The 24,013-nt window shown below is 31.0% G+C and carries 27 protein-coding genes; 20 read left to right on the top strand and 7 right to left on the bottom strand.

Translation table 11 applies throughout. The annotated features are described in order from the left end of the window. Positions 1 to 10: 10 nt before the first annotated feature. The 5 genes from hemN to EQ921_RS09090 form a co-directional block, all read right to left on the bottom strand. Positions 11 to 1,372: an oxygen-independent coproporphyrinogen III oxidase gene (gene hemN / locus EQ921_RS09110; RefSeq protein ID WP_128331414.1), complete on the bottom strand. Its 1,362-nt coding sequence runs from the start codon at positions 1,370 to 1,372 to the stop codon at positions 11 to 13. Between the two features lie 7 nt (positions 1,373 to 1,379). Continuing rightward, positions 1,380 to 1,916, bottom strand: a complete 537-nt coding sequence (locus tag EQ921_RS09105; protein WP_128331413.1) for an NIF family HAD-type phosphatase — start codon at positions 1,914 to 1,916, stop codon at positions 1,380 to 1,382. A gap of 48 nt (positions 1,917 to 1,964) precedes the next feature. Further along, positions 1,965 to 2,783 carry a 3-deoxy-8-phosphooctulonate synthase gene (gene kdsA, locus EQ921_RS09100; protein WP_128331412.1) on the bottom strand — a complete coding sequence of 273 codons (819 nt, stop codon included), beginning with the start codon at positions 2,781 to 2,783 and terminating at the stop codon, positions 1,965 to 1,967. A 94-nt stretch (positions 2,784 to 2,877) separates the two neighbouring features. Next, a complete protein-coding gene (locus EQ921_RS09095; protein WP_128152538.1) occupies positions 2,878 to 3,927 on the bottom strand; it encodes an RluA family pseudouridine synthase in 1,050 nt (349 codons plus the stop codon). Between the two features lie 13 nt (positions 3,928 to 3,940). Continuing rightward, positions 3,941 to 4,969, bottom strand: coding sequence for a PASTA domain-containing protein (locus tag EQ921_RS09090; RefSeq protein ID WP_128331411.1), 1,029 nt, complete (start codon positions 4,967 to 4,969; stop codon positions 3,941 to 3,943). Between the two features lie 140 nt (positions 4,970 to 5,109). On the opposite strand from EQ921_RS09090, the gene EQ921_RS09085 reads away from it, so the two are divergent. From EQ921_RS09085 to EQ921_RS14925, 13 genes are all read left to right on the top strand, one after another. Next, on the top strand, positions 5,110 to 6,108 hold the full coding sequence (locus EQ921_RS09085; RefSeq protein WP_128152540.1) for a D-alanine--D-alanine ligase: 999 nt from the start codon (positions 5,110 to 5,112) through the stop codon (positions 6,106 to 6,108). 4 nt (positions 6,109 to 6,112) lie between these two features. Beyond that, positions 6,113 to 6,577 carry a pantetheine-phosphate adenylyltransferase gene (coaD, locus tag EQ921_RS09080; protein ID WP_128152541.1) on the top strand — a complete coding sequence of 155 codons (465 nt, stop codon included), beginning with the start codon at positions 6,113 to 6,115 and terminating at the stop codon, positions 6,575 to 6,577. Between the two features lie 183 nt (positions 6,578 to 6,760). Next, positions 6,761 to 7,579, top strand: coding sequence for a MotA/TolQ/ExbB proton channel family protein (locus tag EQ921_RS09075; RefSeq protein ID WP_128331410.1), 819 nt, complete (start codon positions 6,761 to 6,763; stop codon positions 7,577 to 7,579). Positions 7,580 to 7,656: 77 nt separating this feature from the next. Further along, positions 7,657 to 8,268, top strand: coding sequence for a biopolymer transporter ExbD (locus EQ921_RS09070; protein WP_128331409.1), 612 nt, complete (start codon positions 7,657 to 7,659; stop codon positions 8,266 to 8,268). 36 nt (positions 8,269 to 8,304) lie between these two features. Next, positions 8,305 to 8,838, top strand: a complete 534-nt coding sequence (locus EQ921_RS09065; RefSeq protein ID WP_128152544.1) for a biopolymer transporter ExbD — start codon at positions 8,305 to 8,307, stop codon at positions 8,836 to 8,838. 19 nt (positions 8,839 to 8,857) lie between these two features. Next, the gene (locus EQ921_RS09060) at positions 8,858 to 9,691 is read left to right on the top strand and encodes an energy transducer TonB (RefSeq protein ID WP_128331408.1); all 834 of its coding nucleotides are present in this window, start codon (positions 8,858 to 8,860) and stop codon (positions 9,689 to 9,691) included. A 593-nt stretch (positions 9,692 to 10,284) separates the two neighbouring features. Continuing rightward, positions 10,285 to 10,902 (top strand): energy transducer TonB, encoded by a 618-nt coding sequence (locus EQ921_RS09055; RefSeq protein ID WP_128331407.1) that lies wholly within the window; start codon positions 10,285 to 10,287, stop codon positions 10,900 to 10,902. Between the two features lie 637 nt (positions 10,903 to 11,539). Then, positions 11,540 to 12,061 (top strand): energy transducer TonB, encoded by a 522-nt coding sequence (locus EQ921_RS09050; protein WP_128331406.1) that lies wholly within the window; start codon positions 11,540 to 11,542, stop codon positions 12,059 to 12,061. Positions 12,062 to 12,622: 561 nt separating this feature from the next. Beyond that, positions 12,623 to 13,273 carry a succinate dehydrogenase cytochrome b subunit gene (locus EQ921_RS09045; RefSeq protein WP_128152548.1) on the top strand — a complete coding sequence of 217 codons (651 nt, stop codon included), beginning with the start codon at positions 12,623 to 12,625 and terminating at the stop codon, positions 13,271 to 13,273. 30 nt (positions 13,274 to 13,303) lie between these two features. Then, positions 13,304 to 15,319, top strand: a complete 2,016-nt coding sequence (locus EQ921_RS09040) for a fumarate reductase/succinate dehydrogenase flavoprotein subunit (RefSeq protein ID WP_128152549.1) — start codon at positions 13,304 to 13,306, stop codon at positions 15,317 to 15,319. A gap of 19 nt (positions 15,320 to 15,338) precedes the next feature. Further along, positions 15,339 to 16,115, top strand: a complete 777-nt coding sequence (locus EQ921_RS09035) for a succinate dehydrogenase/fumarate reductase iron-sulfur subunit (RefSeq protein WP_128152550.1) — start codon at positions 15,339 to 15,341, stop codon at positions 16,113 to 16,115. 80 nt (positions 16,116 to 16,195) lie between these two features. Next, on the top strand, positions 16,196 to 16,441 hold the full coding sequence (locus EQ921_RS14930; protein ID WP_255424464.1) for a hypothetical protein: 246 nt from the start codon (positions 16,196 to 16,198) through the stop codon (positions 16,439 to 16,441). Next, positions 16,369 to 16,686 carry a GNAT family N-acetyltransferase gene (locus tag EQ921_RS14925; protein ID WP_370449520.1) on the top strand — a complete coding sequence of 106 codons (318 nt, stop codon included), beginning with the start codon at positions 16,369 to 16,371 and terminating at the stop codon, positions 16,684 to 16,686. The genes EQ921_RS14930 and EQ921_RS14925 overlap by 73 nt, the downstream gene beginning before the upstream one ends. Positions 16,687 to 16,690: 4 nt before the next feature. Here the strand turns inward: EQ921_RS14925 and EQ921_RS09025 are convergent, their stop codons facing one another. Next, positions 16,691 to 17,395 carry an acyltransferase gene (locus EQ921_RS09025; protein WP_128331405.1) on the bottom strand — a complete coding sequence of 235 codons (705 nt, stop codon included), beginning with the start codon at positions 17,393 to 17,395 and terminating at the stop codon, positions 16,691 to 16,693. Further along, positions 17,395 to 18,519, bottom strand: coding sequence for a GNAT family N-acetyltransferase (locus EQ921_RS09020; protein WP_128331404.1), 1,125 nt, complete (start codon positions 18,517 to 18,519; stop codon positions 17,395 to 17,397). Before EQ921_RS09020 ends, EQ921_RS09025 begins: the two co-directional genes overlap by 1 nt. Positions 18,520 to 18,661: 142 nt before the next feature. On the opposite strand from EQ921_RS09020, the gene EQ921_RS09015 reads away from it, so the two are divergent. From EQ921_RS09015 to EQ921_RS08985, 7 genes are all read left to right on the top strand, one after another. Next, a complete protein-coding gene (locus EQ921_RS09015) occupies positions 18,662 to 19,363 on the top strand; it encodes a zinc metallopeptidase (protein ID WP_128331403.1) in 702 nt (233 codons plus the stop codon). Positions 19,364 to 19,379: 16 nt separating this feature from the next. Next, complete coding sequence (aroB, locus tag EQ921_RS09010; RefSeq protein WP_128331402.1) at positions 19,380 to 20,432, top strand: 3-dehydroquinate synthase; 1,053 nt, start codon at positions 19,380 to 19,382, stop codon at positions 20,430 to 20,432. Positions 20,433 to 20,568: 136 nt separating this feature from the next. Further along, entirely contained in the window at positions 20,569 to 20,910 is a 342-nt protein-coding gene (gene rpsF, locus EQ921_RS09005) for a 30S ribosomal protein S6 (protein ID WP_128152556.1), read from the top strand. Between the two features lie 3 nt (positions 20,911 to 20,913). Then, on the top strand, positions 20,914 to 21,219 hold the full coding sequence (gene rpsR / locus EQ921_RS09000) for a 30S ribosomal protein S18 (RefSeq protein ID WP_128152557.1): 306 nt from the start codon (positions 20,914 to 20,916) through the stop codon (positions 21,217 to 21,219). Positions 21,220 to 21,238: 19 nt separating this feature from the next. Next, positions 21,239 to 21,703 carry a 50S ribosomal protein L9 gene (rplI, locus tag EQ921_RS08995; RefSeq protein WP_128152558.1) on the top strand — a complete coding sequence of 155 codons (465 nt, stop codon included), beginning with the start codon at positions 21,239 to 21,241 and terminating at the stop codon, positions 21,701 to 21,703. A gap of 119 nt (positions 21,704 to 21,822) precedes the next feature. Further along, positions 21,823 to 22,923, top strand: a complete 1,101-nt coding sequence (locus EQ921_RS08990; protein WP_128331401.1) for a Nif3-like dinuclear metal center hexameric protein — start codon at positions 21,823 to 21,825, stop codon at positions 22,921 to 22,923. Between the two features lie 162 nt (positions 22,924 to 23,085). After that, entirely contained in the window at positions 23,086 to 23,868 is a 783-nt protein-coding gene (locus EQ921_RS08985; protein ID WP_128152560.1) for a zinc ribbon domain-containing protein, read from the top strand. Positions 23,869 to 24,013 lie beyond the last annotated feature (145 nt).

Raw genomic sequence — 24,013 nt, 5'->3', positions numbered from 1 at the left:
AATACTAATGTCAAACCGTCATTGAAAAGAGTTTAGTTTGAGGAGCATTTTCCATCATTCGTAAATCAAAAGCCATACAAATATTTCTGATAAATGACCTTCCTTCTTCTTTGACAAAGATAGAATTATCAGTGATTTGTATAAGATGATCATCTTCAAATTCACGCAATCTATCAAATATTTCAGGAAAATCATTCAAAAATTTAGTATCGTAGTGTGTTTCAAGTAAACACATCAGATTAAGAATATGTCTTCTAATGAGTAGATCTTCATTCGTTAAAATATGACCTTTAAAAACAGGAAATTCATTATTTTCCAGTTTGGCATAATATTCTTCCAAAGTTTTTACATTTTGTGCAAAAGCATACCAGCTATCAGAAATAGATGAAACACCCAGACCTATCATCACTTGAGTAGAAGATGAGGTATAACCCATAAAATTCCTGTGAATTTTTTTATTAAGCATTGATTGATAAAGAGAATCGGTTTTTAAGGAAAAATGATCCATACCTATTTCCCAGTAACCTATTTTTTCTAATAATTCCTTTCCTTTTTCATACAGTTCACGTTTTTCTTCTCCACTAGGAAGATCTTCTTCTTTAAAACCTCTTTGTCCGACGCCTTTAATCCAGGGAACATGAGCATAGGAATAGAAAGCAATTCTATCAGGGTGTAAGCTTTCTGTAATTTTTATAGTATTTATAACTTTATCCAGGTTTTGAAAAGGTAATCCAAAAACAAGGTCATGACTGATACTATCATAGCCAATTTCACGAGCTATTTCCGTAACTTCCTTTACATTTTCTACTGGTTGCATTCTGTGTATCGCTTTTTGTACTTCTGGATCGTAATCCTGAACGCCGAAGCTTACCCTTCGAAAACCCAAATCATATAAAGTTTTTAAATGATCATAAGTAGTGTTGTTAGGATGACCTTCAAAACTAAATTCTTTATCCGGATGAACTATAGCTTCAGATAAAATATTTTCTAATAGAAAACGTAAATTATCTGGAGAAAAAAATGAAGGTGTTCCTCCTCCTAAGTGTATTTCTCGTATAATTGGTTTTTCTGGCAAAAGGTTAACATAAAGCATCCATTCTTTTAAAACAGCTTCTATGTAAGGGGTTTCAACGTTGTGTTGCTTTGTAATTCTTTTATTACAGGCACAAAATGTGCATAAGCTTTCGCAAAAAGGCAAATGAAGATATAAACTAATACCTTCTTTTGTATTACTTTCCAAAAAGGATTTTTGTAGAGAGCTAAGCCAACTTTCTATTGTAAAATTATTTTCGTTCCAGTATGGCACTGTCGGGTAACTCGTATATCGGGGCCCGGGAACATTATATTTTTGTATTAAATTCGTATCCGTCATAATTTATTTAAACCAAGGATCTCCAACCTCTTTTTTCAATATTACGAATGTTTGTGACATTCTTCAAAGATATCAGATAAGGTAATAAGTAAGTAAGTTCTTCATCAGTGCTTTCTCCGTTAAATTCTTTTATATAAACGGCATTCCCATAATTAACACGTACTTTTTCCGGAGTATCGTCTACAATGATAGTTTTTTCAAGATTATATTTTTTACTTTTAATTTTGTAGAGCCTTTTTTCATAGATATATCTGTCCATAAAGCTATCTCTTTTTGGAGAACATCTTGAGCGTCCCCATACAAATTCATAATTTAAAGATTCAGGTTTAATCTGATCTGCTATATGTGAAACATAATTGTCATCAGCTGAACTCCAGATTGCAATTTTGAAATGTTCTTTTATTTCATTTAGAAAATGGCTTAAATATGGCCTTTTGTATACATAATAAGGTTCAAAATAAAAATCAGGCTCTACATCAAGTTTTGTTTCAATAGAATGAATAAGTGTTTCATCTAAATCTAGAATTAATAAATTTGAATTCATACCGAACAATAAATAATCGTCATAAATTAAAAATTGCTAAGCAATTAATTATATGATAGCTTCTCGGATTTTAACTAACTTTTCCAATAAACTTTCAAGTAAATCTAATCTCAACATGTTGGCACCGTCAGAAAGGGCTTGGGCTGGATGGGGATGTGTTTCAATAAAAATACCGTCAGCACCTACAGCGATTCCTGCTTTAGCTATGGTTTCGATCATATCCGGACGTCCTCCTGTTACACCGGTTGTCTGGTTCGGTTGTTGCAAGGAATGCGTAACATCCAATATTACAGGAGCATAATTACGCATCGTAGGTATACCTCTGAAATCTACTATAAGGTCATGGTAACCAAAAGAAGATCCTCTATCGATAATTGCATAGTTATCATTTCCTGAATCTTTAATTTTTTGTGCAGCAAATTGCATAGATTCAGGGGAAAGAAACTGACCTTTTTTAAGAGTAATATATTTTCCAGTTTCGGCTGCTGCAACTAATAAATCGGTTTGTCGGATTAAAAATGCAGGTATTTGTAATACATCAACATATTTAGCTGCCAGAGATGCATGCTCATTTTCATGAATATCGGTTGTTGTGGGAATAGAAAAAGTATCACCCACTTTTTTAAGAATTTCTAAAGATTTTTGTTCTCCGATTGTAGTAAAACTATCTACTCTCGATCTATTTGCCTTTTTGAAGGAACCCTTAAAAATATAGGGTATTCCAAATTTATCCGTTATTTCAATAACTTTCCCGGCAATATCCATTGCCATTTGTTCTCCTTCTATTATACATGGACCAGCAATTAATGCAAAGTTATTTTTATCTGTATTTTTTATTTTAGGAATATTATATAAGCTGTTTTTCATATTACAATATTACAATGAATTACAAATTTATTGTTTTTAATTTAAAAATGTATTGATAAATAAAAAGTATTAATAATAAGCCAATCAGTAAAATTTATTCCTCTGATGTTCGCGTGTTGGTATAGATTCTCCATTTATCAAGAACCTGATTCATATCTTCAGGTAGTGCCGCTTCGAAATGCATCTCTTTTTTAGATGTAGGATGTATAAATCCTAAAGTTCTTGCATGCAATGCTTGTCTGGGAAGAAGTTGAAAACAATTTTCAACAAATTGTTTATATTTAGTAAAGGTAGTTCCCTTTAAAATTATATCACCACCATATCTTGCATCGTTGAAAAGAGTATGGCCAATAGATTTCATATGAGCACGTATTTGATGAGTCCTTCCTGTTTCCAGTTGACATTCCACCCACGTCACATATCGGAATCTTTCTATGACCTTGTAGTGAGTTACAGCATGTTTTCCTTGAGAACCATCTTTAAAAACAGCCATTTGCATACGATCTCTCAAATCTCTACCTATATGCCCAGTTATAGTACCTTCATCTTCCTCAAAATTCCCCCAAACCAAAGCATTGTAAACTCTTTTAGTAGTCTTATTAAAAAACTGCTTGGCTAAATGATTCATTGAATACTCGTTTTTAGCAATTACTAAAAGTCCGGATGTATCTTTATCTATACGATGCACTAAGCCGGGGCGTTTGTCTAAATCTGTTTGAAAAAAGGGAAGCTGGCTGAAATGATAGGCCAGTGCATTGATCAGTGTCCCTTCAAAATTACCAAAACCGGGATGCACAACCATTCCTGGCTCTTTGTTTACCACCAGAAGATCTTCATCTTCATATATAATTGTAATAGGAATATTCTGTGGAATAATGGTAGTATCACGCGGAGGGTGTGCCAGAACAATAGAAACTTTATCGCTGGGTTTTACCTTATAATTAGATTTTACCGGTAGATTATTAACCAATATATTTCCTGCTTTAGCAGCCTGTTGTATTTTATTTCGGGTAGCGTTTTCAATAAAGTTGATTAAATATTTATCAATTCGTACCAGACTCTGACCTTTATCAACAATTAGTTTGAAATGTTCATACAATTCATCCGTTTCATTTTCCAATGAACCATTATCTAAATCTTTCATATAAATTTCTTGGTTATTCTACAATAACTCTGTTAGGTCTTCTACTTTCTTCTTTATTTACGGAATTTGGTTTAGTATGATTTTCCGTCGGCTTAGGAAATTTATTATTTGTACTTGAACTATTTGGCTGGCTACCAGAAGAGCCTGAAGGACTTGACGGTGGAGCGGCAGGGTGTTCCTGCGTAGTAAAATCAGGTTCATCAGGTATGCTTAATGAGTCTATAGGTTGTTCAACATAATTACGGTTAAAAGTAGCATCTAAATTTTGTATTTTAATTCTCAATTCCTCAATAGGTCTTGAACTTAAATATAAGTCTATAGGTTGCCCCTGATCGTATACAGAAGCAGCCGCAGGCACCTGATAATATACTCGGGTGTTGGTCTTGTCTTCAGGATCATCGTAGATAATAGAGCCTACAGAGAATAAGTTTTCAGTAATAACTCTTTTTGCTCCTTCTTCATCCATACCAATAAAACTTGGTACAGATACATTTTTAGCCAGGCCTTTGGCAAGCACTACTGTTAATTGTGAAAATCGGGGAAGAGTTACACCCGGTTGAATCTCTTTTCCTTTGTATAAAAGTTTTATTACCGTATTCACTGCTAAACTAGGTTCATAGATAGTATCAGATACTTTAAGTCCTACCAGGTTAAGCTGGCTAAATGCAAGATATTTATATTTTCCAATGATATTAGGAACAGCTACAGGTTTCCATGTTTTGGCGTTAGCTCTTATAAATATCCTTCTTCCTTTTTTAACATTTGAGCCTATAAGGGGATAAATATCTAAAATTTCATAAGGTTTATATTTAGGATCGTATTTAGATGTGTCTATTTCGTATTCCAGTGAAACTTCATCCAGTTTAATTACAGCTTGATCCAAATTTAAATTTTTAATATTAGGAACTTCTACCTGAACTCCATGATTAGTATAGGCGTTCAACCATAAAAAAGTTCCTTGCATAAGGCCGAAAAATATTGCTACTGCAAGGATTAAACTAACCCAAAATTGCCAAGTGGCTAACAATTTGATGATTTTCATACATACTTTTTACAAAGCAAATATATAAATAATAAAAATAATATAGTTTATTCATGAAAATATGTTTTACTTTTGTAGTGTGGGCTGTTAAGCTGAATTCAGCCTCATGCAACGAAAGTAGTTAATTAGCAGTACAATATATGTTAACAGTAGGAATTGTAATGGGAGGTTACTCAGACGAAAGTGTTGTTTCCCTAAAAAGTGGTAATTATTTTTTTTCACAGATAAACAAGAATAAATATAAAGAGGTTTATCAGATACATATTTTAAAGAAAGGCTGGGAAGTAATTGTTGGGGAAAATCATTACCCTATAGATAAAGGAGATTTCAGTTTTAATTTAAATGGTAATAAAGTACGCTTTGATGTTTTGTTGAACACAATTCATGGTACCCCCGGAGAAGATGGCTTGCTTCAAGCGTATTGGCAATTACTTGATATTCCTTATTCAGGATGCTCATTTTACAATTCTGCCCTTACATTCAATAAAAGAGATACTTTATCTGTATTGAAAAAATTTGGTGTATCTATGGCTCAATCAGTTTATTTAAACCAAGGGGAATCCATACAAGCAGAACAAATAATCAGTCAGGTAGGACTTCCATGTTTTGTTAAGCCTAACCAATCAGGTTCCAGTTTGGGAGTTTCAAAGGTAAAAAATGTTGAAGAATTTTTTCCTGCTTTAGAATTAGCCTTTAAAGAAGATCGTTCTGTGTTAATTGAAAGTTTTTTAGACGGTAGAGAAGTTCAGGTTGGTGTAATGAAATATAAAGATCAGGTGACTGTAGTAAGTACCACTGAAATAATTTCGCAAAATGAATTTTTTGATTATGAAGCAAAATATATGGGTGCTTCAGAAGAAATAACTCCAGCAAATCTTTCTGATGTACAGAATGAAAAAATTAGAGAAGCGGCTGCATTTATTTATAAGTCCTTAGATATGACGGGTTTTTCAAGGCTGGATTTTATTCTTATAGAAAATGAACCGTATTTTCTTGAAATCAATACTAATCCGGGTTGTTCGCCGGCTAGTATATTTCCGCAACAAGTAAAAGAAGCAGGATATAATTTTTCAGATCTTTTAGATAACGAAATTTCTTTAGCTATAGAAAGAGCACAAAAAATAATAAAATTTAACTAAAATAATGAAAAGAGTTGCAGTATTTCCAGGCTCTTTTGATCCTATCACCCTCGGTCATTTCGATATTATAGAAAGAGCCGTACCCTTATTTGAGAAAATAATTGTAGCTATAGGTAATAATTCAACCAAAAGTTATATGTTTCCTCTTGAGAAGAGAATGGAATGGATCAGAGAAACTGTAAAGAATTATCCAAACGTGGAGGTAGATTCTTTTGAAGAATTAACCATTGATTACTGTCACAGAAAACAAGCACCTTACATCATAAGAGGGCTTAGAAATCCTGCCGATTTTGAATTTGAAAAGGCAATTGCTCATACCAATCGTACACTATCTAAAAAATCAATAGAAACCGTTTTTTTTCTGACTTCTTCCGGAAAATCCTTTATTAGTTCCAGTATTGTAAGAGAGATAATCAAGTACAAAGGGAATTATGAAGCTTTTGTTCCTGAGTCAGTAAGATTATTGTAAAATAAATAAACAGATAATTACGTAATAAATATTTCGAAGAATCATGGCATAAATATTGTGAATTTTAAGCTTTGCTTTAGTTAAACTTAATATAAACTTAACATAAACTATTGCTAGTTAAACTTTTTTGTATTTATTTTACGTAAATTTTTAAAAATCATTAAAAAATTAATTTAATATCAGATGGAAAAACAACAATTAACTCAATCAAACACACCAGCCAGAAAAGCAGGGGGATTAAATCCTTTTATTACAATTGTTATTTTACTTGTAATAGGAGAATTAATTTATCATCTAATTTTAGGAAATTCTTCAAATTTTGAAGGAGGTACCACTGATGGTAAACCTACTACCTTTATGGGGATTATTCACAAAGGAGGTATTATTGTACCATTCTTAATTTCTTTTGTACTAATGGTACTTGTGTTTTCAATTGAAAGATTTTTTATTATCGGGAAAGCAGAAGGAACCGGAAGCTTAACCAATTTTGTGAATCAAATCAGAAGTTTGTTAGACAAAAATCAAATCAATGAGGCAATCAGTCTATGTGACAAGCAAAAAGGCTCCATAGGAAATGTTGTTAAAGAAGGATTGATTTCATATAAGAATCTGGCAAACGATACTACTTTAGATAAAGAACAAAAACTAGCATCATTAAGTAAAACTTTGGAAGAAGCTACTACGTTAGAGATGCCTATGTTGGAAAAGAACATGACTATTCTTGCAACGATAGCTTCCGTTGGTACTTTAGTAGCTTTAATGGGAACAGTAATAGGTATGATTAAAGCATTCTTTGCTTTAGGTGATGGAGGAGGTTCTCCGGATGCAGCAGCTTTATCAGTAGGTATTTCTGAAGCATTGGTTAATACGGCTTTAGGTATTGGAGCTTCTGCTTTAGCAATTATAACTTATAACTTTTTTACTTCAAAAATCGATACTTTAACATTCAAGATTGACGAAGTTGGTTTAAGCATTCAGCAGTCTTTTGCAGCTCACCATTAATTATTTTTTACTTTCTATTCGTATAATAGACATAAAAAATTAATAATAAAATTATTATAATAATTTAAAAACAAAAAATGGCAAGAGTTAAACCAAAAAGACATGGGATACACATAGACATGACGCCTATGAGCGATTTGGCTTGGTTGCTTTTGACGTTCTTTATTTTGACCACTCAGTTCAAACCTAAAGAAACTGTCACAATTGATCCGCCTTCATCTGTATCTCAAATAAAATTAAAAGATCATGGAATGATGAAAATTTCCGTAACTCAGGATGGAAAATATTATTTTTCAATGGATGATGATAAATATAAAATTCCGTTATTAGAGGCTATGGGAAATAAATATAAAATTCAATTTTCAAATAAAGAAAAACAAGAATTTAAAAATATTTCTGATTTTGGAGTACCTGTTCAGCAGCTAAAAGAATATTTAGCACTGTCAGAAAGTCAACGAGAACGTGTGCAGATTCCGGGTATTCCGGGAGATAGTATAAATCCTCAAATAGTGGATTGGGTTTTTGAAGCTAGACAGGTCGTGAAAAAAGCAGGGGATTCAATAGATTTAGGTATAAAAGGGGACATGAAAACCCAATACCCTATGTTTAAAAATCTTTTAGCTCGTTTACAGGAAAAGAGTATGAATAAGTTTCAGTTAATTACTTCATCGGAAAGTAAACCTGAATAATTTCGTTTATTTTAATTAAAAAAAGAGATATACAATATGTCAGCAGGTGTAGATACAAGCAGTAGCGGTGGAGATAAAGGAAAAGTACGTGCAAAAAAAATGAATCTAAATGTCGACATGGCTCCCATGTGTGATTTAGGTTTTTTGCTTATTACTTTCTTTATGTTTACTACTACGTTTACTAAGCCCAATATTATGCATTTGAATATGCCGCCTAAGGTGGATATTCCACCAAGTGAAATTCCTGAGATTAAAATAAAAAACTCCCTGACACTGATTTTAGGTAAAGATGATAAAATTTATTGGCATCAATTAGAACAAAGTGACTTAAATGCTTCTAATCTTAATGTTACTGATTATTCTAAAGAAGGTATCAGAAAAGAGATTTTAACAGCACAAAAGCAGGCCGATAAAGATAAATTTACTATTATTATTAAACCAGCGGATGATTCAAATTATAAAAATCTGGTTGATATTTTAGATGAAATGGAGATAACTAATTCCACAAGGTATGGTATTAAAGATTTATCATCTAAAGAAAAACAGGTTTATCAGGAAAAAATAAAGTAAAACAGAAAAATTAATAGAAATGGCACAAAATAAACTAAAGTCTTTAGATGATATAGTATTTGAGCAAAAAAACAAAAGCTATGGAGCCTATAGACTTAGACAAAATGAGAAGGGGTATCTTCTAAAAGCCTTTCTTATAGGAACGACTATTTTTGTTCTGTTTGTGCTGGTGTTATTTTTTTATAACAGATGGCAGGCAGGCAAAAAAGAAAAAGAAGTTTCAGTGGTTGCTAATCTTACGGAAATAGAAACTCCCAAAGAAGAAGAAGAAATTTTTGAACAAAATAATGAGCCACCACCTCCACCTAAAGTAGAACAGGAAGAAATTGCTTCTATAAAAGTAGTTGTTCCGGAACCTAAGAAAGTGGTTGTTAAAGAAGAAACAGTTCCTGAGGCAAAAGAAACAGAGAATAAGGTTATATCAACTGAAACCAAAGAGGGGAAAGCTACTAGCAGTCAAGCTGGAAATCCGGGTCCTAAGGTTGAAGCTCCCCCAGGACCACCACCACCAAAACCACCGGTTGATGATAATCAAATATTTGATAAAGTTGAAGTAAATGCAGAGTTCACTAAAGGAAATGTAACTCAATATATTTCTCAGTTTATCGAATATACAGATCGGGCACGTGATAACGGTACTCAAGGAAATATTCTTATTAAGTTTGTAGTTGAAAAAGATGGAACTATAACTAATGTACGGGTGGCAAGTAAAAAGTTGGGTGATGGTTTAGATGAGCTGGCAATTAAAGCCGTTCAGAAAACCAACAAAATGTGGAAACCAGGTAAAATAGATGGAAAGCCTGTAAGAACAAACTTCCGTTTGCCTATTACTTTCCGTTTACCTCCAGAATAAAATTTTTTAAAATTTAAAAAAACTATCTCTTAAAAGAGATAGTTTTTTTTTACCTATTTGTTAATTCATATGAATTAACATTGCGATCAAAGTCGAATAATTGATGTTCTAATTTTGATATAAAATTATTATATAAAATTGTATAAACATATATCAACATTTTTTATAGTCTAAATTTAGCTAATCATAATAATTCTGAAGCTAATAAGTTAATGATAATATTTAATACAATTAATTTGTGTCGGAATAAGAAAAAAATTAAAAGTCTAAACAATCTTGGTTTAGCAAAAATTAAAAGTAGTATTGAGAGAAACATTGTAATCCTTTTTGAGTTAAAAAAAAAGAAAAATTAAAGTTTGTTTTGTAGGAGCAAATTAGAATATGCTCTGAAAAGTATTGCTACTGAATCCATTATAAAAATACCATAATATAAATTATGGTAAATTATTGTTATTGATTTAAATAGATCTCTAAAAATCTATTATCCTTTGTCTATATCCTTACCTATTTTTTATGATAAATAATATATATAAATTTTAAGGTATCTTAAAATAGGTTACTTTTGTGAGAACTATGAAAATTTAAAATTGATTATGAAAAATAAATGGTTATTCTATATCAAAAAGAGAATTGACATTGTAATGATTATTTTCTTACTAATCGTATTAGGATTGATATTTTTTTATTTAAAACCAGAAACTGAAAATCAAAAAAAAGTTTTTAATGTGTATAGAGAATCCGATAATAAAAAAGTATCTGAAACATTGTTAGTTCCTGTGGCTAAAGAAACAGAGAATAGGGTTTTATCAAATGAAACCAAAGAAGGGAAAGCTACCACTAGTCAGGCAAAGAATCCTGATCCTTCTCCAGTACCTTCGGTTAATGATGATCAAATATTTGATAAAGTTGAAGTAAATGCAGAGTTCACTAAAGGTAATGTAACTCAATATATTTCTCAGTTTATAGAATATACAGATCGAGCACGTGATAACGGTACTCAAGGAAATATTCTCATTAAATTTGTAGTTGAAAAGGATGGAACTATAACAAATGTACGGGTGGCAAGTAAAAAGTTGGGTGATGGTCTAGATGAAATGGTTGTTAAAGCAGTGTATAAAACCAATAAAATGTGGAAGCCTGCTAAAGTGGATGGAAAGCCTGTAAGAACAAACTTCCGTTTGCCTATTACTTTCCGTTTACCCCCAGAATAAAATTTTTTAAAATTTATAAAAAACTATCTCTTTTAGCAGGTAGTTTTTTTACCTATTTGTTAATTCATATGAATTAAGATTACGATTAAAGACGAATGATTGATGTTCTAATTTTGATATCAATGAATAATTTTAAATCAATTATCTAAATTTAAAATAGTTCCTAATAAATATTTAAATAAAATTATTAGAGACAATTGTAGAAACATAATATAATTTTTTTTTATACTCTAAATTTAACTAATCATAATAATTCTGAAGCTAATATGTAAATGATTATATTTAATACAATTAATTTGTTTCAGAATAAGAAAAATTTTAAAGCAAAAAAAATCCTGGTTTAGCAAAAATTAAAAGTAGTATTGAGAGAAACATTGTAATCCTTTTTTGAGTTAAAAAAAGGAAGATAAATTAAAGTTTATTTTGTAGGAGCAAATTAGAATATGCTCTGAAAGGTATTTCTATTGAATCCATTAAAAAAATAATGTAATTTATTCTAATTGATTTGAATAGCTCTCTAAAAATCAATTATCCTTTGTCTATGTCCATACCTATTTTCATGATAAATAATATTTAAATATTAAGGTATCTTAAAATAGGTTATTTTTGTGAGAACTATGAAATATTAAAATTGGTTATGAAAAATAAATGGTTATTCTATATAAAAAAAAGAATTGAAATTGTCATGATTATTTTTTTATTTATCATATTAGGATTGGTATTTTTATTTTTAAAACCGGAAACTGAAAATAAAAAAAAAGTTTTTAATGTGTATAGAGAATCCGATAATAAAAAAGTATCTGAAACAATGATAATTCCTGAGCCCAAAAAAAAAGTTACATTATATGAAACTTCTGAGTCAAATGCCATATTTATTAAAGGAGACGTAACTCAATATATTTCTCAGTTTATAGAATATACTGATGAAGCAAGATATAATGGTATCGAAGGAAGAATTTTAATTAATTTTATAATTGAAAAAGACGGAACAATCAGTAATGTAGGGGTTTTCGGTAAAAATCTAGGTTATGGTTTAGATGAAATGGTTGTTAAAGCAGTGTATAAAACCAATAAAATGTGGAAGCCTGCTAAAGTGGATGGTAAGCTTGTTAGAACAAACATCCTTTTGCCAATTACTTTCCGTTTACCTCCAGAATAGAAATTACATAAAATTCATATGAACTATCATTTTTTTGAAAGTATCAACTTTATATTATTCAAAACAAATACTATATATTTTTTTTGATAAATATTACTTTTTTATAGATTTAGAATTTATACTTTTAATTATAACTGTTAAACCTAATGTTACAATTAAAATATCTTAAATTTAATAAAGTCTAAATAAATCTAATGACAAAAGATAAAACTTACCTATAGATAATTTACTCATATAAAACAAGCTGTCTGTCCTTAAATTGGTCTTTTGGTAGTTATGAGAAGAACATGTTTAAAGCAATAATTAATTCATATTTTTAATGGCTTAAAGTTAATTACTACTTACTGGAAAATAGTTGAAGTAAGCGAATGATTAAATATAAATATTTAAATTATTTATAGAATATAATATATTTTTTTATAAATTTTGAATTTATATTAGTCCGGAATAACAAATTCTTTATTTAGATGGATTCTAAAAGAATAAAATGTGATATTTGTCATAGCATCCTCAGGGGTTCATTACTTAAATTTGTTATCCAAAATAAAACATTGAAATATTATGACAAGATTTTACTCTTCCTCGATTGGGAGAAAGTTTATGATGGCTTTGACAGGGTTCTTCCTTATGATTTTCTTACTAGTTCATTTAAGTGTTAATTTAACTTTATTTATAGGTAGAGAAACATTTAACGAAGCTTCTCATTTCATGGCTACTAACCCGTTGATTCAGGTTATGCAATATGTGCTGGCTTTTGGTTTCATCTACCACATTCTTTTAGGAATCGTGCTTACATTAAAAAATCAAAAAGCTAGAGGAAAAGAAAGGTATGCTGTAAATCAGTTTTCAGCAAACACCCCTTTTAATTCAAGAACGATGATTTATACAGGAGTGCTGATTCTTGTATTTCTATTATTGCATTTATATAATTATTTTGTACCCATCAAATTTGGTGAGGTTAAAGATGATTACTTATTAGTTACCGAATTATTTAAAAGTCCGGTATATACTCTGATATATGTAGTAGCATTCATCTTTTTAGGATTACATTTAAGTCACGGTTTTGCATCCTCATTCCAGTCAGTAGGGTTTAATCACAGAATTTATACTCCGGTTATAAAAATTCTTGGTAAAGCTTACTTTATATTTATAGCAATTGGTTTTGCCTCAATTGCCGTATATTTTTTCTTAAAAGGCAATGCTTTAGTTTAACTATAATTACTAATCTTAAGACAATACCCAATGAGTATAAAATTAGATTCAAGAATTCCAGAAGGTGATATCCATGAAAAATGGAAAAATCATAAAGATCATATGCGCTTGGTCGCACCCAATAATAGAGGAAAAATAGATGTTATAATAATTGGAACCGGCTTAGCTGGTGGAGCTGCAGCTGCTTCTTTAGCAGAAATGGGATATAATGTGAAAGCTTTTTGTTATCAGGACTCTCCGAGAAGAGCGCATTCCATTGCTGCCCAGGGAGGAATAAATGCTGCCAAAAATTATCAGAATGATGGAGATAGTGTTTACAGACTTTTTTACGATACTATTAAAGGAGGAGATTACAGAGCTCGTGAAGCAAATGTATATAGACTTGCTGAAGTTTCCGGATCAATTATAGACCAGTGTGTAGCTCAGGGAGTACCTTTTGCCAGAGAATATGGAGGGCTTTTGGATAATCGTTCTTTTGGTGGAACTCAGGTTCAGAGAACTTTTTATGCCGCAGGTCAAACCGGTCAGCAGTTATTGTTAGGAGCGTACTCTGCAATGAACAGACAAATTGGAAAAGGACGTTTACAAATGTTTAACAGGCATGAAATGCTGGAGCTGGTTGTGGTTGACGGAAAAGCCAGAGGAATTATTGCAAGGGATTTGGTTACCGGAGAAATTCAAAGACATTCTGCGCATGCTGTAGTAATAGCGTCAGGAGGATATGGAAATGTTTTTTTCTTATCAACCAATGCTATGGGCTCTAACGGGACTTCAGTATGGAAAATTCATAAAAAAGGAGCTGCATTCGCTAATCCTTGTTTCACCCAAATACATCCGACTTGTATTCCGGTTCACGGAGATCAACAATCTAAACTTACATTGATGTCAGAATCTTTGAGAAATGATGGACGAATCTGGGTACCTAAGAAAAAAGAAGATGCAGAAGCTGTTAGAGCAGGTAAACTTAAACCTACCGATATTGCAGAGGAGGATAGAGATTACTATCTTGAAAGAAGATATCCGGCATTTGGTAATTTAGTACCAAGAGACGTAGCTTCCCGTGCAGCTAAAGAAAGATGTGATGCTGGTTTTGGTATTGAGAATAATGCTACAGGTGAAGGTGTTTATCTTGACTTTTCAGCATCCTTTGTTAAATATGGAAAAGAAAAAGCAAACGAATTAGATATTCATAATCCTTCTCAGGAAGAAATCATAAAGTTAGGTAAAAAAGTAGTAGAAGAAAAATATGGAAATCTGTTTACCATGTATGAAAAAATTACAGGGGATAATCCGTATGAAACTCCGATGAAAATTTATCCGGCAGTTCACTACACTATGGGAGGCGTATGGGTAGACTATAATCTGATGAGCTCAATTCCGGGATGTTTTGTCACCGGAGAAGCTAACTTTTCGGATCATGGCGCTAACCGTTTAGGAGCATCTGCATTAATGCAGGGACTGGCTGACGGATACTTTGTATTGCCTTACACAATCGCAGACTATTTAGCAGATGATATCAGAACGGGTACTATTTCTACTGATACACCAGAATTTGAAGAAGCTGAAAAACAGGTTAATGAAAGAATACAGCATTTCTTAACAAACAAAGGTTCGAAAACCGTTGATTATTTCCACAAAAAATTAGGAAGAGTCATGTGGAACAAAGTAGGTATGGCCAGGGATGCTGAAGGATTAAAAGAAGCTATAAAAGAAATAGAAGAGATTAGAAAAGAGTTTTGGAGAGATGTGAAAGTTCCTGGATCTGACAAAACAATCAATATGGAACTTGAAAAAGCCGGAAGGGTTGCTGATTTTCTTGAATTAGGACAATTAATGGCTATAGATGCATTAAATAGGAATGAATCGTGTGGCGGACATTTCAGAACGGAATATCAGACAGAAGAAGGTGAAACTTTACGTGATGATGAACAATATTCTTACGTTGCGGCTTGGGAATATAATGGTGAAGATATAAATCAGGAAATTCTTCATAAAGAAGACCTGAATTACAAGTATATTAAAATAGCAGCAAGAAATTATAAATAACCTGTAAAAGATAAGAAAAATGGCAGGAAAATTATTAAACCTAACATTAAAAGTTTGGAGACAAGCGGGTAGTGGACAACAAGGAAAATTTGAAGAATATAAATTAGAAGGAGTATCAACTGAAAGTTCATTTTTGGAAATGCTGGACATGCTAAATGAACAGCTGGTTGAACAAGATAAAGAGCCGGTATCTTTTGACCATGATTGTCGTGAAGGTATTTGCGGAATGTGTTCTCTATTTATTAATGGGCGAGCACATGGTCCTGACCGAGGGATCACTACATGTCAGTTGCATATGAGAATGTTTAATGATGGAGATACAATTGTGATAGAACCTTGGAGATCTGCTGGTTTCCCGGTGATTAAAGACTTAATTGTGGACAGAACTGCATTTGACAGGATTCAGCATGCCGGAGGATTTGTTTCTGTTAATACTTCAGGAAATACCATTGATGCCAATGCAATACCTGTAGAAAAAGAAAAAGCGGATAAAGCATTTGCAGCTGCAGCTTGTATTGGTTGCGGAGCTTGTGTAGCAACTTGTAAAAATGGTTCTGCGATGCTGTTTGTATCAGCAAAAGTGTCACAATATGCCTTGTTACCACAAGGAAGAGTGGAAGCTACCCGCAGGGTTCTTAATATGGTTCGGAAAATGGATGAAGAAGGTTTTGGTAACTGTACAAATACCGGAGCCTGTGAAGTGGAATGTCCAAAAGGTATCTCATTGGAAAATATAGCAAGAATGAACAGAGAGTTCTTATTTGCCAGCTTATCTAATGATATTAAAGCGGAATAATTGTCAAATATTTTAGTATAAAAAATGGCTCGAAAAAATTTTTTTTTCGGGCTGTTTTCTTTTCATTAATATAAAAGGGTATGGAAATAATAAATGCTACTCAAGAACATTATTCAATAATTAAAGATATTGCACACAAAACCTGGCCTGATACTTTCGGCCAAATATTATCTAAAGATCAAATTGATTATATGCTGAGTATGATGTATAGCATCGAGGCAATGAAAAATCAAATCACTGAATTAAATCATAAATATTTTCTGATTGCAGAAAAAGGAATTTTTTTGGTTATCTGTCATACCAAATCAATTACAAACCCCAGATAACTAAAATACATAAAATCTATGTATTACCAGATACTCAGGGTAAAGGTATTGGGAAAAAACTAATCCAAGAAGTTGAAAAACGAGCAATAAAAGAAAAAAATAAGTTATTAATTTTAAATGTAAATCGATTTAATAAAGCAGTATCATTTTATAAAAATATGGGTTTTTCCATTTCTGGGAGTGAAAATATAGATATTGGAAAAGGATTTTTAATGGAAGACTATATAATGGAAAAAGAAGTTTAAAATATTAATTATCATAAGTCCTTTTTCTTCCCCAAGTAATATTACGCTTTATTATTTTCCCGGGAATGCCTCCGATAATTACATTATTTTCAACAAATTGTTGCGTAACTAAACTTTTAATACCTACAATTGAATTTGAAGAAACTTTTGATCCTTTTAAAAATGTACTGTTTGCACCTGCCCAGACATGGTCACCAATAGATATATTTTTAGCATAATTGATCCGCTTATTTGTATTTATATCATAAATTGAATGAGAATCTCCGGTTCTGATTTCAATTCCATGAGAAAACATACAATCTTTACCTATTATAATTTCAGAATTAGGTTCTGTTGAAGCAATTAAAATATCTTCAAAAGTACTATGGGATCCAATTATGATTTTCCCATGATCATCTTCTATCCACAACGTTCCTTTTTCATTAAAATAAATATGTTCATCTAGTTCGATGATACAATTATTACCCCTTATATAAAAAGTAACATTATTAAGCTTGCAATTACCATTAATTACTACTTTATTATTATTTCCTTTAATATCAAAAGTTATATTAGAAAAAACACAATTTGGACTATAAAAAATCAGATTATTTTCACCAATTATGTCATTATTAATTTTAAAACGAAGTGCGCTTTTTTTTATAAAATAATAAAATTTATAAAAATATTTATTAATAAATTTATTTTTATTTATTAATCCTTTAATCATTATATTTCTTTATAATATGTTATTCTTCTTTTATGATTTACCGGATTATAATCTTTCCATAATAACTGAATACTTTTATTATCGTCAAGTTCAGGATTAGTTTCCAGATATTTAATTCCTTTAGAAGTAAATAATTCAAAAAATTCTTTAAGAACAATGGCAGTAATACCTTTTCTCTGATAATCCGGGTGTATACCTATTAAGTAGAAATTAGCCCATTCATTATTTTTAGAAGCACGTAAGAGATGAAACCATCCAAAAGGAAAAAGCTTACCATTAGCTTTTTGTAAAGCTTTGGAATAAGAAGGCATTGTTATTGCAAATCCGACCAGATTATTATTTTCATCTGCTATACATATAACGTAATCTTTATTAATAAAAGGAATATATTTTTTTTTGTAATAATCAATTTGTTTTTTTGAAAACGGAACATAGGTAGGTAATACTTTGTAGGTATCGTCAAGTAATTGAAAAATCTGATCGCTGTATTCCATTAACTCTTCTTTAGTCTTGAATTGAAGAGCTTTCAATTTATATTTTTCTTTCAAAAGTTTAGAAAAACGAATTACCTTTTCAGGTAGTTCAGATACTACTTCAATATAAAATTCAACCCATTCATTAGCCTTTAAAAAACCTAAATTTTTGAAATGTTCATGATAATAAGGAAAGTTGTAGATACCAATCATAGTAGCCAATTTGTCATATCCTTTGCTGAGCAGACCTGCTTTATCCAGATTGGTAAATCCTACGGGACCTTCAATTCGGCGAAACTGATTTTCGTTTGCCATATCGTAAGCCTTAGCTAATAAAGATTTTGTAACCTCAATATCATCTATAACATCAAACCATCCAAACCTCACCTTTTTTATTCCAAGATCTGTAACTTCTTTTTTGTTGATTATTACGGCAATGCGTCCGACAATGTTTCCGCTTTTATAAGCAAGATATTTTTTGCATATAGAAAACTCAAAAACAGGATTTGTATTTTCGTCAAAAATAGCCATCTCTTCTGAAATCAAAGCCGGAACATAATACGGATTGTTTTTATATAAATTATTCGGAAATTTTATAAACTTTTTTAAATCTGATGATGTTATAACCTCTCTAACTTCAATTGAGTTCATAGGCATGATTTTATTTTTACTGTCGATTTGTTATGTTAATGAAAAAAGGCATAATTTTAGCAAATATAGTTATGAATTATGAATATTAAAATTTAAGTACGAAAATTACATTTATTAAAATAATATTTAGAAATTATATAGTATGGCATATGATCCAATTTATTTATTAATAACTGGAGCTATCTTTGTGATAAGCTTAATAGTCCAAAACAGGTTAAAATCTAAATTTGATAAGTATTCAAAGACAAGATTATCCAATGGGATGAGCGGTAAAGAGATAGCTGAAAAAATGTTGAGAGACAATGGAATTACAGATGTTGAAGTAATTTCCACTCCGGGAATGCTTACAGATCACTATAATCCGGCTAATAAAACAGTTAATTTATCTGAAGGAGTTTACAGTCAGCGATCTACAGCTGCAGCAGCTGTAGCAGCTCATGAGTGTGGACATGCAGTTCAGCATGCCATAGGATATTCGATGCTTCAGTTACGTTCAAAATTAGTGCCTGTGGTTAGTATCAGTTCTAATCTTCTGCAATGGGTTTTGCTTGCAGGAATAGCAATAATGGCTTATTCAGGTAACACTATTGTTTTGGCTATAGGTATAGCACTGTTTGCAGTCACTACTCTTTTTGCATTTGTAACCCTACCGGTAGAATATGATGCAAGTAATAGAGCATTAGCCTGGTTAGAAAACAATCAGGTTGTACAGCCTAATGAATATGATGAATGTAAAGATGCTCTAAAGTGGGCAGCAAGAACTTATTTAGTAGCCGCTCTAGGGTCTTTAGCTCAATTACTTTATTTTGTTATGATTTTATTAGGAAACAGAAGAAGCGAATAATTATATATACCAAAAAATGAACGTTATTAATCCCATATATTACGCCGAGGAAGGAATTAAACAAATTAATCAGTTTATAAAAACTAATAATCCTACCAAAATAGTTTTTCTTGTTGATGAAAATACGCATGAATTTTGCCTGCCTCAAATTATATCAGAGATAGAATCAGAATCTGAAATTGAAATTCTGGAAATAGAATCCGGTGAGGTCAATAAAAATTTATACGTATGTATCAATCTTTGGGAAGCTTTGACTGAACTAAAAATTGATAGAAAAGGTCTTATCATAAATATAGGAGGGGGAGTGCTTACAGATATGGGAGCCTTTGTAGCCAACTGTTATAAAAGAGGTGTAAGTTTTATAAATGTACCGACCACCCTGTTATCTATGGTAGATGCTTCTATAGGGGGGAAAACCGGGGTAGACTTGGGCAGTCACAAAAATCAGATAGGAAATTTTGCTCTTCCTGAATTGGTTATGGTAGATCCAGGTTTTTTATCCACTTTATCAAAAGAACAAATCCTCAGTGGTTTTGCAGAAATTATAAAACACGGATTAATTGCAGACGAAAAATATTGGAAAGAAATAACTTCTCTTAACGGAATACATCTGGAAGATATGGATGACTTAATCAGAACCAGTATTGAAATTAAGAAAGAAGTAGTTTCTCAGGATTTTACAGAAACAGGATTAAGAAAAATATTAAATTTCGGACATACCATTGGACATGCTGTTGAAAGTTTCTTTCTGGAACAGGGTAATCCTATTTTACATGGGGAGGGTGTAGCGATGGGAATGATAGTGGAAAGTTACATATCTGTTAAAAAAGGATTATTATCAGAATTGGAGTATGAAGATATCAAAGAGTATATTTTGTCATTGTATAAAAAGATAGATATTAAAGAAGATTATTTTAAGGAGATATTTAACTTTATGCAGAATGATAAGAAAAATACAAATAATGAAATCAAATTTGTATTACTGGAAAGAATAGGAAAAGCCGTATTCGATGTTACGGTAGATGAAGATATTGTAAAGCAGGCCTTGCGTAATTATAATCAATTGTAAATATAGATAAATAAAAAGAGAGAATATATATTCTCTCTTTTTATTTTGAAATACTATGCTCTAGTTAATTTAATTTTGTAAAATCAATTAAACGCCCTATATTTGCCGTTCGAAAAAATAATAAAAAATTTGATTTATGAATCATTATGAAACTGTTTTCATATTAACTCCCGTTCTATCGGATTCTCAGGTAGAGGAAGCAGTTAAATCTTTTGAGAACCTTCTCAAAGAAAACAACGCAACTATTGTAAACCAGGAAAACTGGGGATTAAAAAAATTAGCTTATTCAATTCAGCTTAAAAGAAACGGATTCTATCATCTTATTGAGTTTCAAGCTCCCGGAGATATTGTGAATACTCTGGAATTAGCATTCAAAAGAGACGAAAGAATTTTAAGATTTCTTACCGTGAAATTAGATAAACACGGAGTAGAATGGGCTAGAAAAAGAGAAGAAAAAGTTAAATCTTTAAAAAAATAAGACATGGCAATAGATGATCTAGCAAAACAGGCAGCAGGAGGAAATGCCAGCGAAGTTAAGTTTTTAAGTCAGTTAGATATTGACACCAAAACAGAAAAAAAATATTGCCGTTTCAAAAAATACGGTATTAAATACGTTGATTATAAAGATCCTGATTTTTTATTAAAATTTGTAAACGAACAAGGTAAAATTCTTCCAAGAAGACTTACCGGAACTTCTTTAAAATTTCAAAGAAAAGTATCTCAAGCAATTAAAAGAGCAAGACATTTGGCATTATTACCATATGTAGGAGATCAGTTAAAACCTTAATTCAAAGAAAAAAGAAATCATGGAAGTAATTCTTAAAAAAGACGTAGAAAATTTAGGATTAGAGTTTGACGTGGTTAATGTTAAGCCAGGTTATGCTCGTAATTTTTTAATTCCTCAAGGATTAGCTTTACTAGCTACACCTAAAAATAAAGCAGCTTTAGAAGCTACTTTAGAGGAAAGAGCTGCAGAAGAAGCAGCATTAGTTAAAACAGCTAACGAAATTGTTGCCAAATTAAAAGAAGTTACCGTTACTATTCCTGCAAAAGTAGGTACAGGTGACAGACTCTTCGGTTCTGTAAACAATAACGATTTAGCAGAAGCTTTAGCTAAAGCAGGTGTTAAAATTGAAAAAAAATACATCAAAATTCCTGGAAATACAATCAAAAGATTAGGAAAATATACTGCTAAAGTTCGTTTACACAGAACTGTAGAATATGATTACTCATTTGATGTTGTTTCAGATGGAGTAACTGCTGAAGATTAATTTATCCGAGTATAATCGGTAATAATATAAACGGCTGATAGATTTATCAGCCGTTTTTCTTTTTATTTATCTTGCTATTTAGATGGTCATATAATATATTTGAAAATAAAATAAAAGAAATGAAAGTAGCCGATATATCTAGCTTGTTAGAAAAAATAGCTCCGGTTTCCAATGCTGAATCATTTGATAATGTAGGTTTACTTGTTGGCAATCAATCCGATAATATTAAAGGAATCCTTATAACATTAGATTGCCTGGAAGAAGTAGTAGAAGAAGCGATACATTGCGAATGCAATCTGATAGTAACGTTCCATCCTATAATTTTTTCAGGTTTGAAATCAATAACTGGTAAAAACTATGTTGAAAAAGCAGTGATTAAAGCAATTAGAAATAATATTAATATATATGCTATACATACGAATTTAGATATTGCCAAAGAAGGAGTAAATTACGAAATAGCAAAACGTTTAGGAGTACACAATTTAAAACCTCTAATTCCTAAAATTCAAGGAATAAAAAAAATACAAACCTATGTCCCTGTTTCACATGTAGAGAATGTTCAAAAAGCATTGTTTGAATCTGGAGCTGGTGAAATTGGAAATTATAAGAATTGTAGCTTTAAAATTGAGGGTAAAGGTTCATTCTTACCCACGGAAAATTCTCAGCCTTATATCGGAGAGATTAATAAACCGGAAGAAGTTGATGAAATACAGGTTAGTGTAATTTTTGAAGATTACAAACAATACAAGATATTGAATTCCCTGCGTGAATCGCACCCCTATGAAGAGATTGCATATGAAATATATACTCTGGAAAATGAAAATCAGGATTTAGGTATGGGTAGGATTGGAGAGCTTGAATATGAGATTTCCGAAACTGACTTTTTGCAAAAATTAAAATTATCATTACCTACAAAGTGCATTCGTCATACATCTTTTACAAGTAAAAAAGTGAAAAAAGTGGCACTGCTTGGAGGTTCAGGTAGTTTTGCTATAAAAAAAGCTATAGCAGCCGGAGCAGATGCGTTTGTAACTTCTGATATTAAGTATCATGAGTTTTTTCAGGCAGAAGGAAAAATTTTACTAGCAGATATAGGTCATTATGAAAGTGAACAGTTTACCAAAAATTTGCTCTTCAATTATTTAAAAAATTATATTTCTGAATCTTGTAAAATGGTAATTTCTGAAGTAAAAACTAATCCGGTAAATTATTTTTTATGAAATATAATAAATAGTAACATGAGTAGATGACATTAGTCAGATAAAGTTGCTAGTTACTAAGCGGAAATCTTTGATTAAATATCAAATATATCATAAAATTTAGTAATTTTGCAATCTTAAAGAAAGTTGAAAATAAATTCTAAAAATAATTATACCAACCCTATGGCTACAAATAAAAAAGCGGATACCACTACAGTAGAAGAAAAGCTGAGAGCATTATATGATTTACAAATCATAGATTCTCGTTTGGATGAGTTAAAAAATTTACGGGGTGAGTTACCTATAGAAGTTGAGGATTTGGAAAATGAAATTGCTGGTTTAGAAAAAAGAATTGGAAAAATTGAAGATGAAGTAGTAAACCTGACGAATGATATTAAAGTAAAAAACGAATTAAACAAAAATTCTGAAGCTCAGATTAAAAAATACAAATCTCAGCAAGATAATGTGAGAAATAACAGAGAGTTTGAAGCTTTAACAAAAGAAATTGAATATCAAGAGCTGGAGATTCAATTACAGAACAAGAAAATTAAAGAGCTTAATGCTAAAATCGAGTTCAAAAAGTCACAGATAGAAGAACAAAGAGTAAAATTTTCTAGTTTTGAAGATCACTTAAATCATAAAAAAGCGGAATTATCCAACTTAATAAAAGAAACTGAAAAAGAAGAAAATTTTCTTTTGGAAAAATCTCAGGAATTTGCTTCTAAAATAGATGAAAGACTTCTTAATAGCTATTACAGAATCCGAAAAAGTTCTAAAAACGGTCTAGCTATAACCAGTTTAGATAGAGGTGCTGTAGTAGGTTCATTCTTTACTGTACCTCCTCAAAAACAAGTAGAAATTGCTTCGAGAAAAAAAATAATTTTAGATGAGCATAGCGGTAAAATTCTGGTAGATGAGTACTTAGCCAGAGAAGAACAAGAAAAAATGCAAGATTTATTGAAATAAATATTTCTTTAATAATAATAAATTATAAGCAATTCTATTTTAGAATTGCTTTTTTTTTTAACTTTAATTATAAATTTTAAGATTTTAATTGAACCAATTTAATGGTTAAAAATTAGAATTAATAAAACCTGATTAATCTTAATTG

It is taken from the genome of Apibacter sp. HY039 (assembly GCF_004023655.1).
Taxonomy (GTDB): Bacteria; Bacteroidota; Bacteroidia; order Flavobacteriales; family Weeksellaceae; genus Apibacter; species Apibacter raozihei.
The sequence above is the reverse complement of the archived record's forward strand: the minus strand, read 5'-3'. Positions and strand labels throughout refer to the sequence as shown.

Excerpts from the sequence above, each read along its gene's own strand:
- hemN (WP_128331414.1), bottom strand. The coding sequence starts at position 1,372 with ATGACGGATACGAATTTAATACAAAAATATAATGTTCCCGGGCCCCGA.
- EQ921_RS09105 (WP_128331413.1), bottom strand. The coding sequence starts at position 1,916 with ATGAATTCAAATTTATTAATTCTAGATTTAGATGAAACACTTATTCAT.
- kdsA (WP_128331412.1), bottom strand. The coding sequence starts at position 2,783 with ATGAAAAACAGCTTATATAATATTCCTAAAATAAAAAATACAGATAAA.
- EQ921_RS09095 (WP_128152538.1), bottom strand. The coding sequence starts at position 3,927 with ATGAAAGATTTAGATAATGGTTCATTGGAAAATGAAACGGATGAATTG.
- EQ921_RS09090 (WP_128331411.1), bottom strand. The coding sequence starts at position 4,969 with ATGAAAATCATCAAATTGTTAGCCACTTGGCAATTTTGGGTTAGTTTA.
- EQ921_RS09085 (WP_128152540.1), top strand. The coding sequence starts at position 5,110 with ATGTTAACAGTAGGAATTGTAATGGGAGGTTACTCAGACGAAAGTGTT.
- coaD (WP_128152541.1), top strand. The coding sequence starts at position 6,113 with ATGAAAAGAGTTGCAGTATTTCCAGGCTCTTTTGATCCTATCACCCTC.
- EQ921_RS09075 (WP_128331410.1), top strand. The coding sequence starts at position 6,761 with ATGGAAAAACAACAATTAACTCAATCAAACACACCAGCCAGAAAAGCA.
- EQ921_RS09070 (WP_128331409.1), top strand. The coding sequence starts at position 7,657 with ATGGCAAGAGTTAAACCAAAAAGACATGGGATACACATAGACATGACG.
- EQ921_RS09065 (WP_128152544.1), top strand. The coding sequence starts at position 8,305 with ATGTCAGCAGGTGTAGATACAAGCAGTAGCGGTGGAGATAAAGGAAAA.
- EQ921_RS09060 (WP_128331408.1), top strand. The coding sequence starts at position 8,858 with ATGGCACAAAATAAACTAAAGTCTTTAGATGATATAGTATTTGAGCAA.
- EQ921_RS09055 (WP_128331407.1), top strand. The coding sequence starts at position 10,285 with ATGAAAAATAAATGGTTATTCTATATCAAAAAGAGAATTGACATTGTA.
- EQ921_RS09050 (WP_128331406.1), top strand. The coding sequence starts at position 11,540 with ATGAAAAATAAATGGTTATTCTATATAAAAAAAAGAATTGAAATTGTC.
- EQ921_RS09045 (WP_128152548.1), top strand. The coding sequence starts at position 12,623 with ATGACAAGATTTTACTCTTCCTCGATTGGGAGAAAGTTTATGATGGCT.
- EQ921_RS09040 (WP_128152549.1), top strand. The coding sequence starts at position 13,304 with ATGAGTATAAAATTAGATTCAAGAATTCCAGAAGGTGATATCCATGAA.
- EQ921_RS09035 (WP_128152550.1), top strand. The coding sequence starts at position 15,339 with ATGGCAGGAAAATTATTAAACCTAACATTAAAAGTTTGGAGACAAGCG.
- EQ921_RS14930 (WP_255424464.1), top strand. The coding sequence starts at position 16,196 with ATGGAAATAATAAATGCTACTCAAGAACATTATTCAATAATTAAAGAT.
- EQ921_RS09025 (WP_128331405.1), bottom strand. The coding sequence starts at position 17,395 with ATGATTAAAGGATTAATAAATAAAAATAAATTTATTAATAAATATTTT.
- EQ921_RS09020 (WP_128331404.1), bottom strand. The coding sequence starts at position 18,519 with ATGAACTCAATTGAAGTTAGAGAGGTTATAACATCATCAGATTTAAAA.
- EQ921_RS09015 (WP_128331403.1), top strand. The coding sequence starts at position 18,662 with ATGGCATATGATCCAATTTATTTATTAATAACTGGAGCTATCTTTGTG.
- aroB (WP_128331402.1), top strand. The coding sequence starts at position 19,380 with ATGAACGTTATTAATCCCATATATTACGCCGAGGAAGGAATTAAACAA.
- rpsF (WP_128152556.1), top strand. The coding sequence starts at position 20,569 with ATGAATCATTATGAAACTGTTTTCATATTAACTCCCGTTCTATCGGAT.
- rpsR (WP_128152557.1), top strand. The coding sequence starts at position 20,914 with ATGGCAATAGATGATCTAGCAAAACAGGCAGCAGGAGGAAATGCCAGC.
- rplI (WP_128152558.1), top strand. The coding sequence starts at position 21,239 with ATGGAAGTAATTCTTAAAAAAGACGTAGAAAATTTAGGATTAGAGTTT.
- EQ921_RS08990 (WP_128331401.1), top strand. The coding sequence starts at position 21,823 with ATGAAAGTAGCCGATATATCTAGCTTGTTAGAAAAAATAGCTCCGGTT.
- EQ921_RS08985 (WP_128152560.1), top strand. The coding sequence starts at position 23,086 with ATGGCTACAAATAAAAAAGCGGATACCACTACAGTAGAAGAAAAGCTG.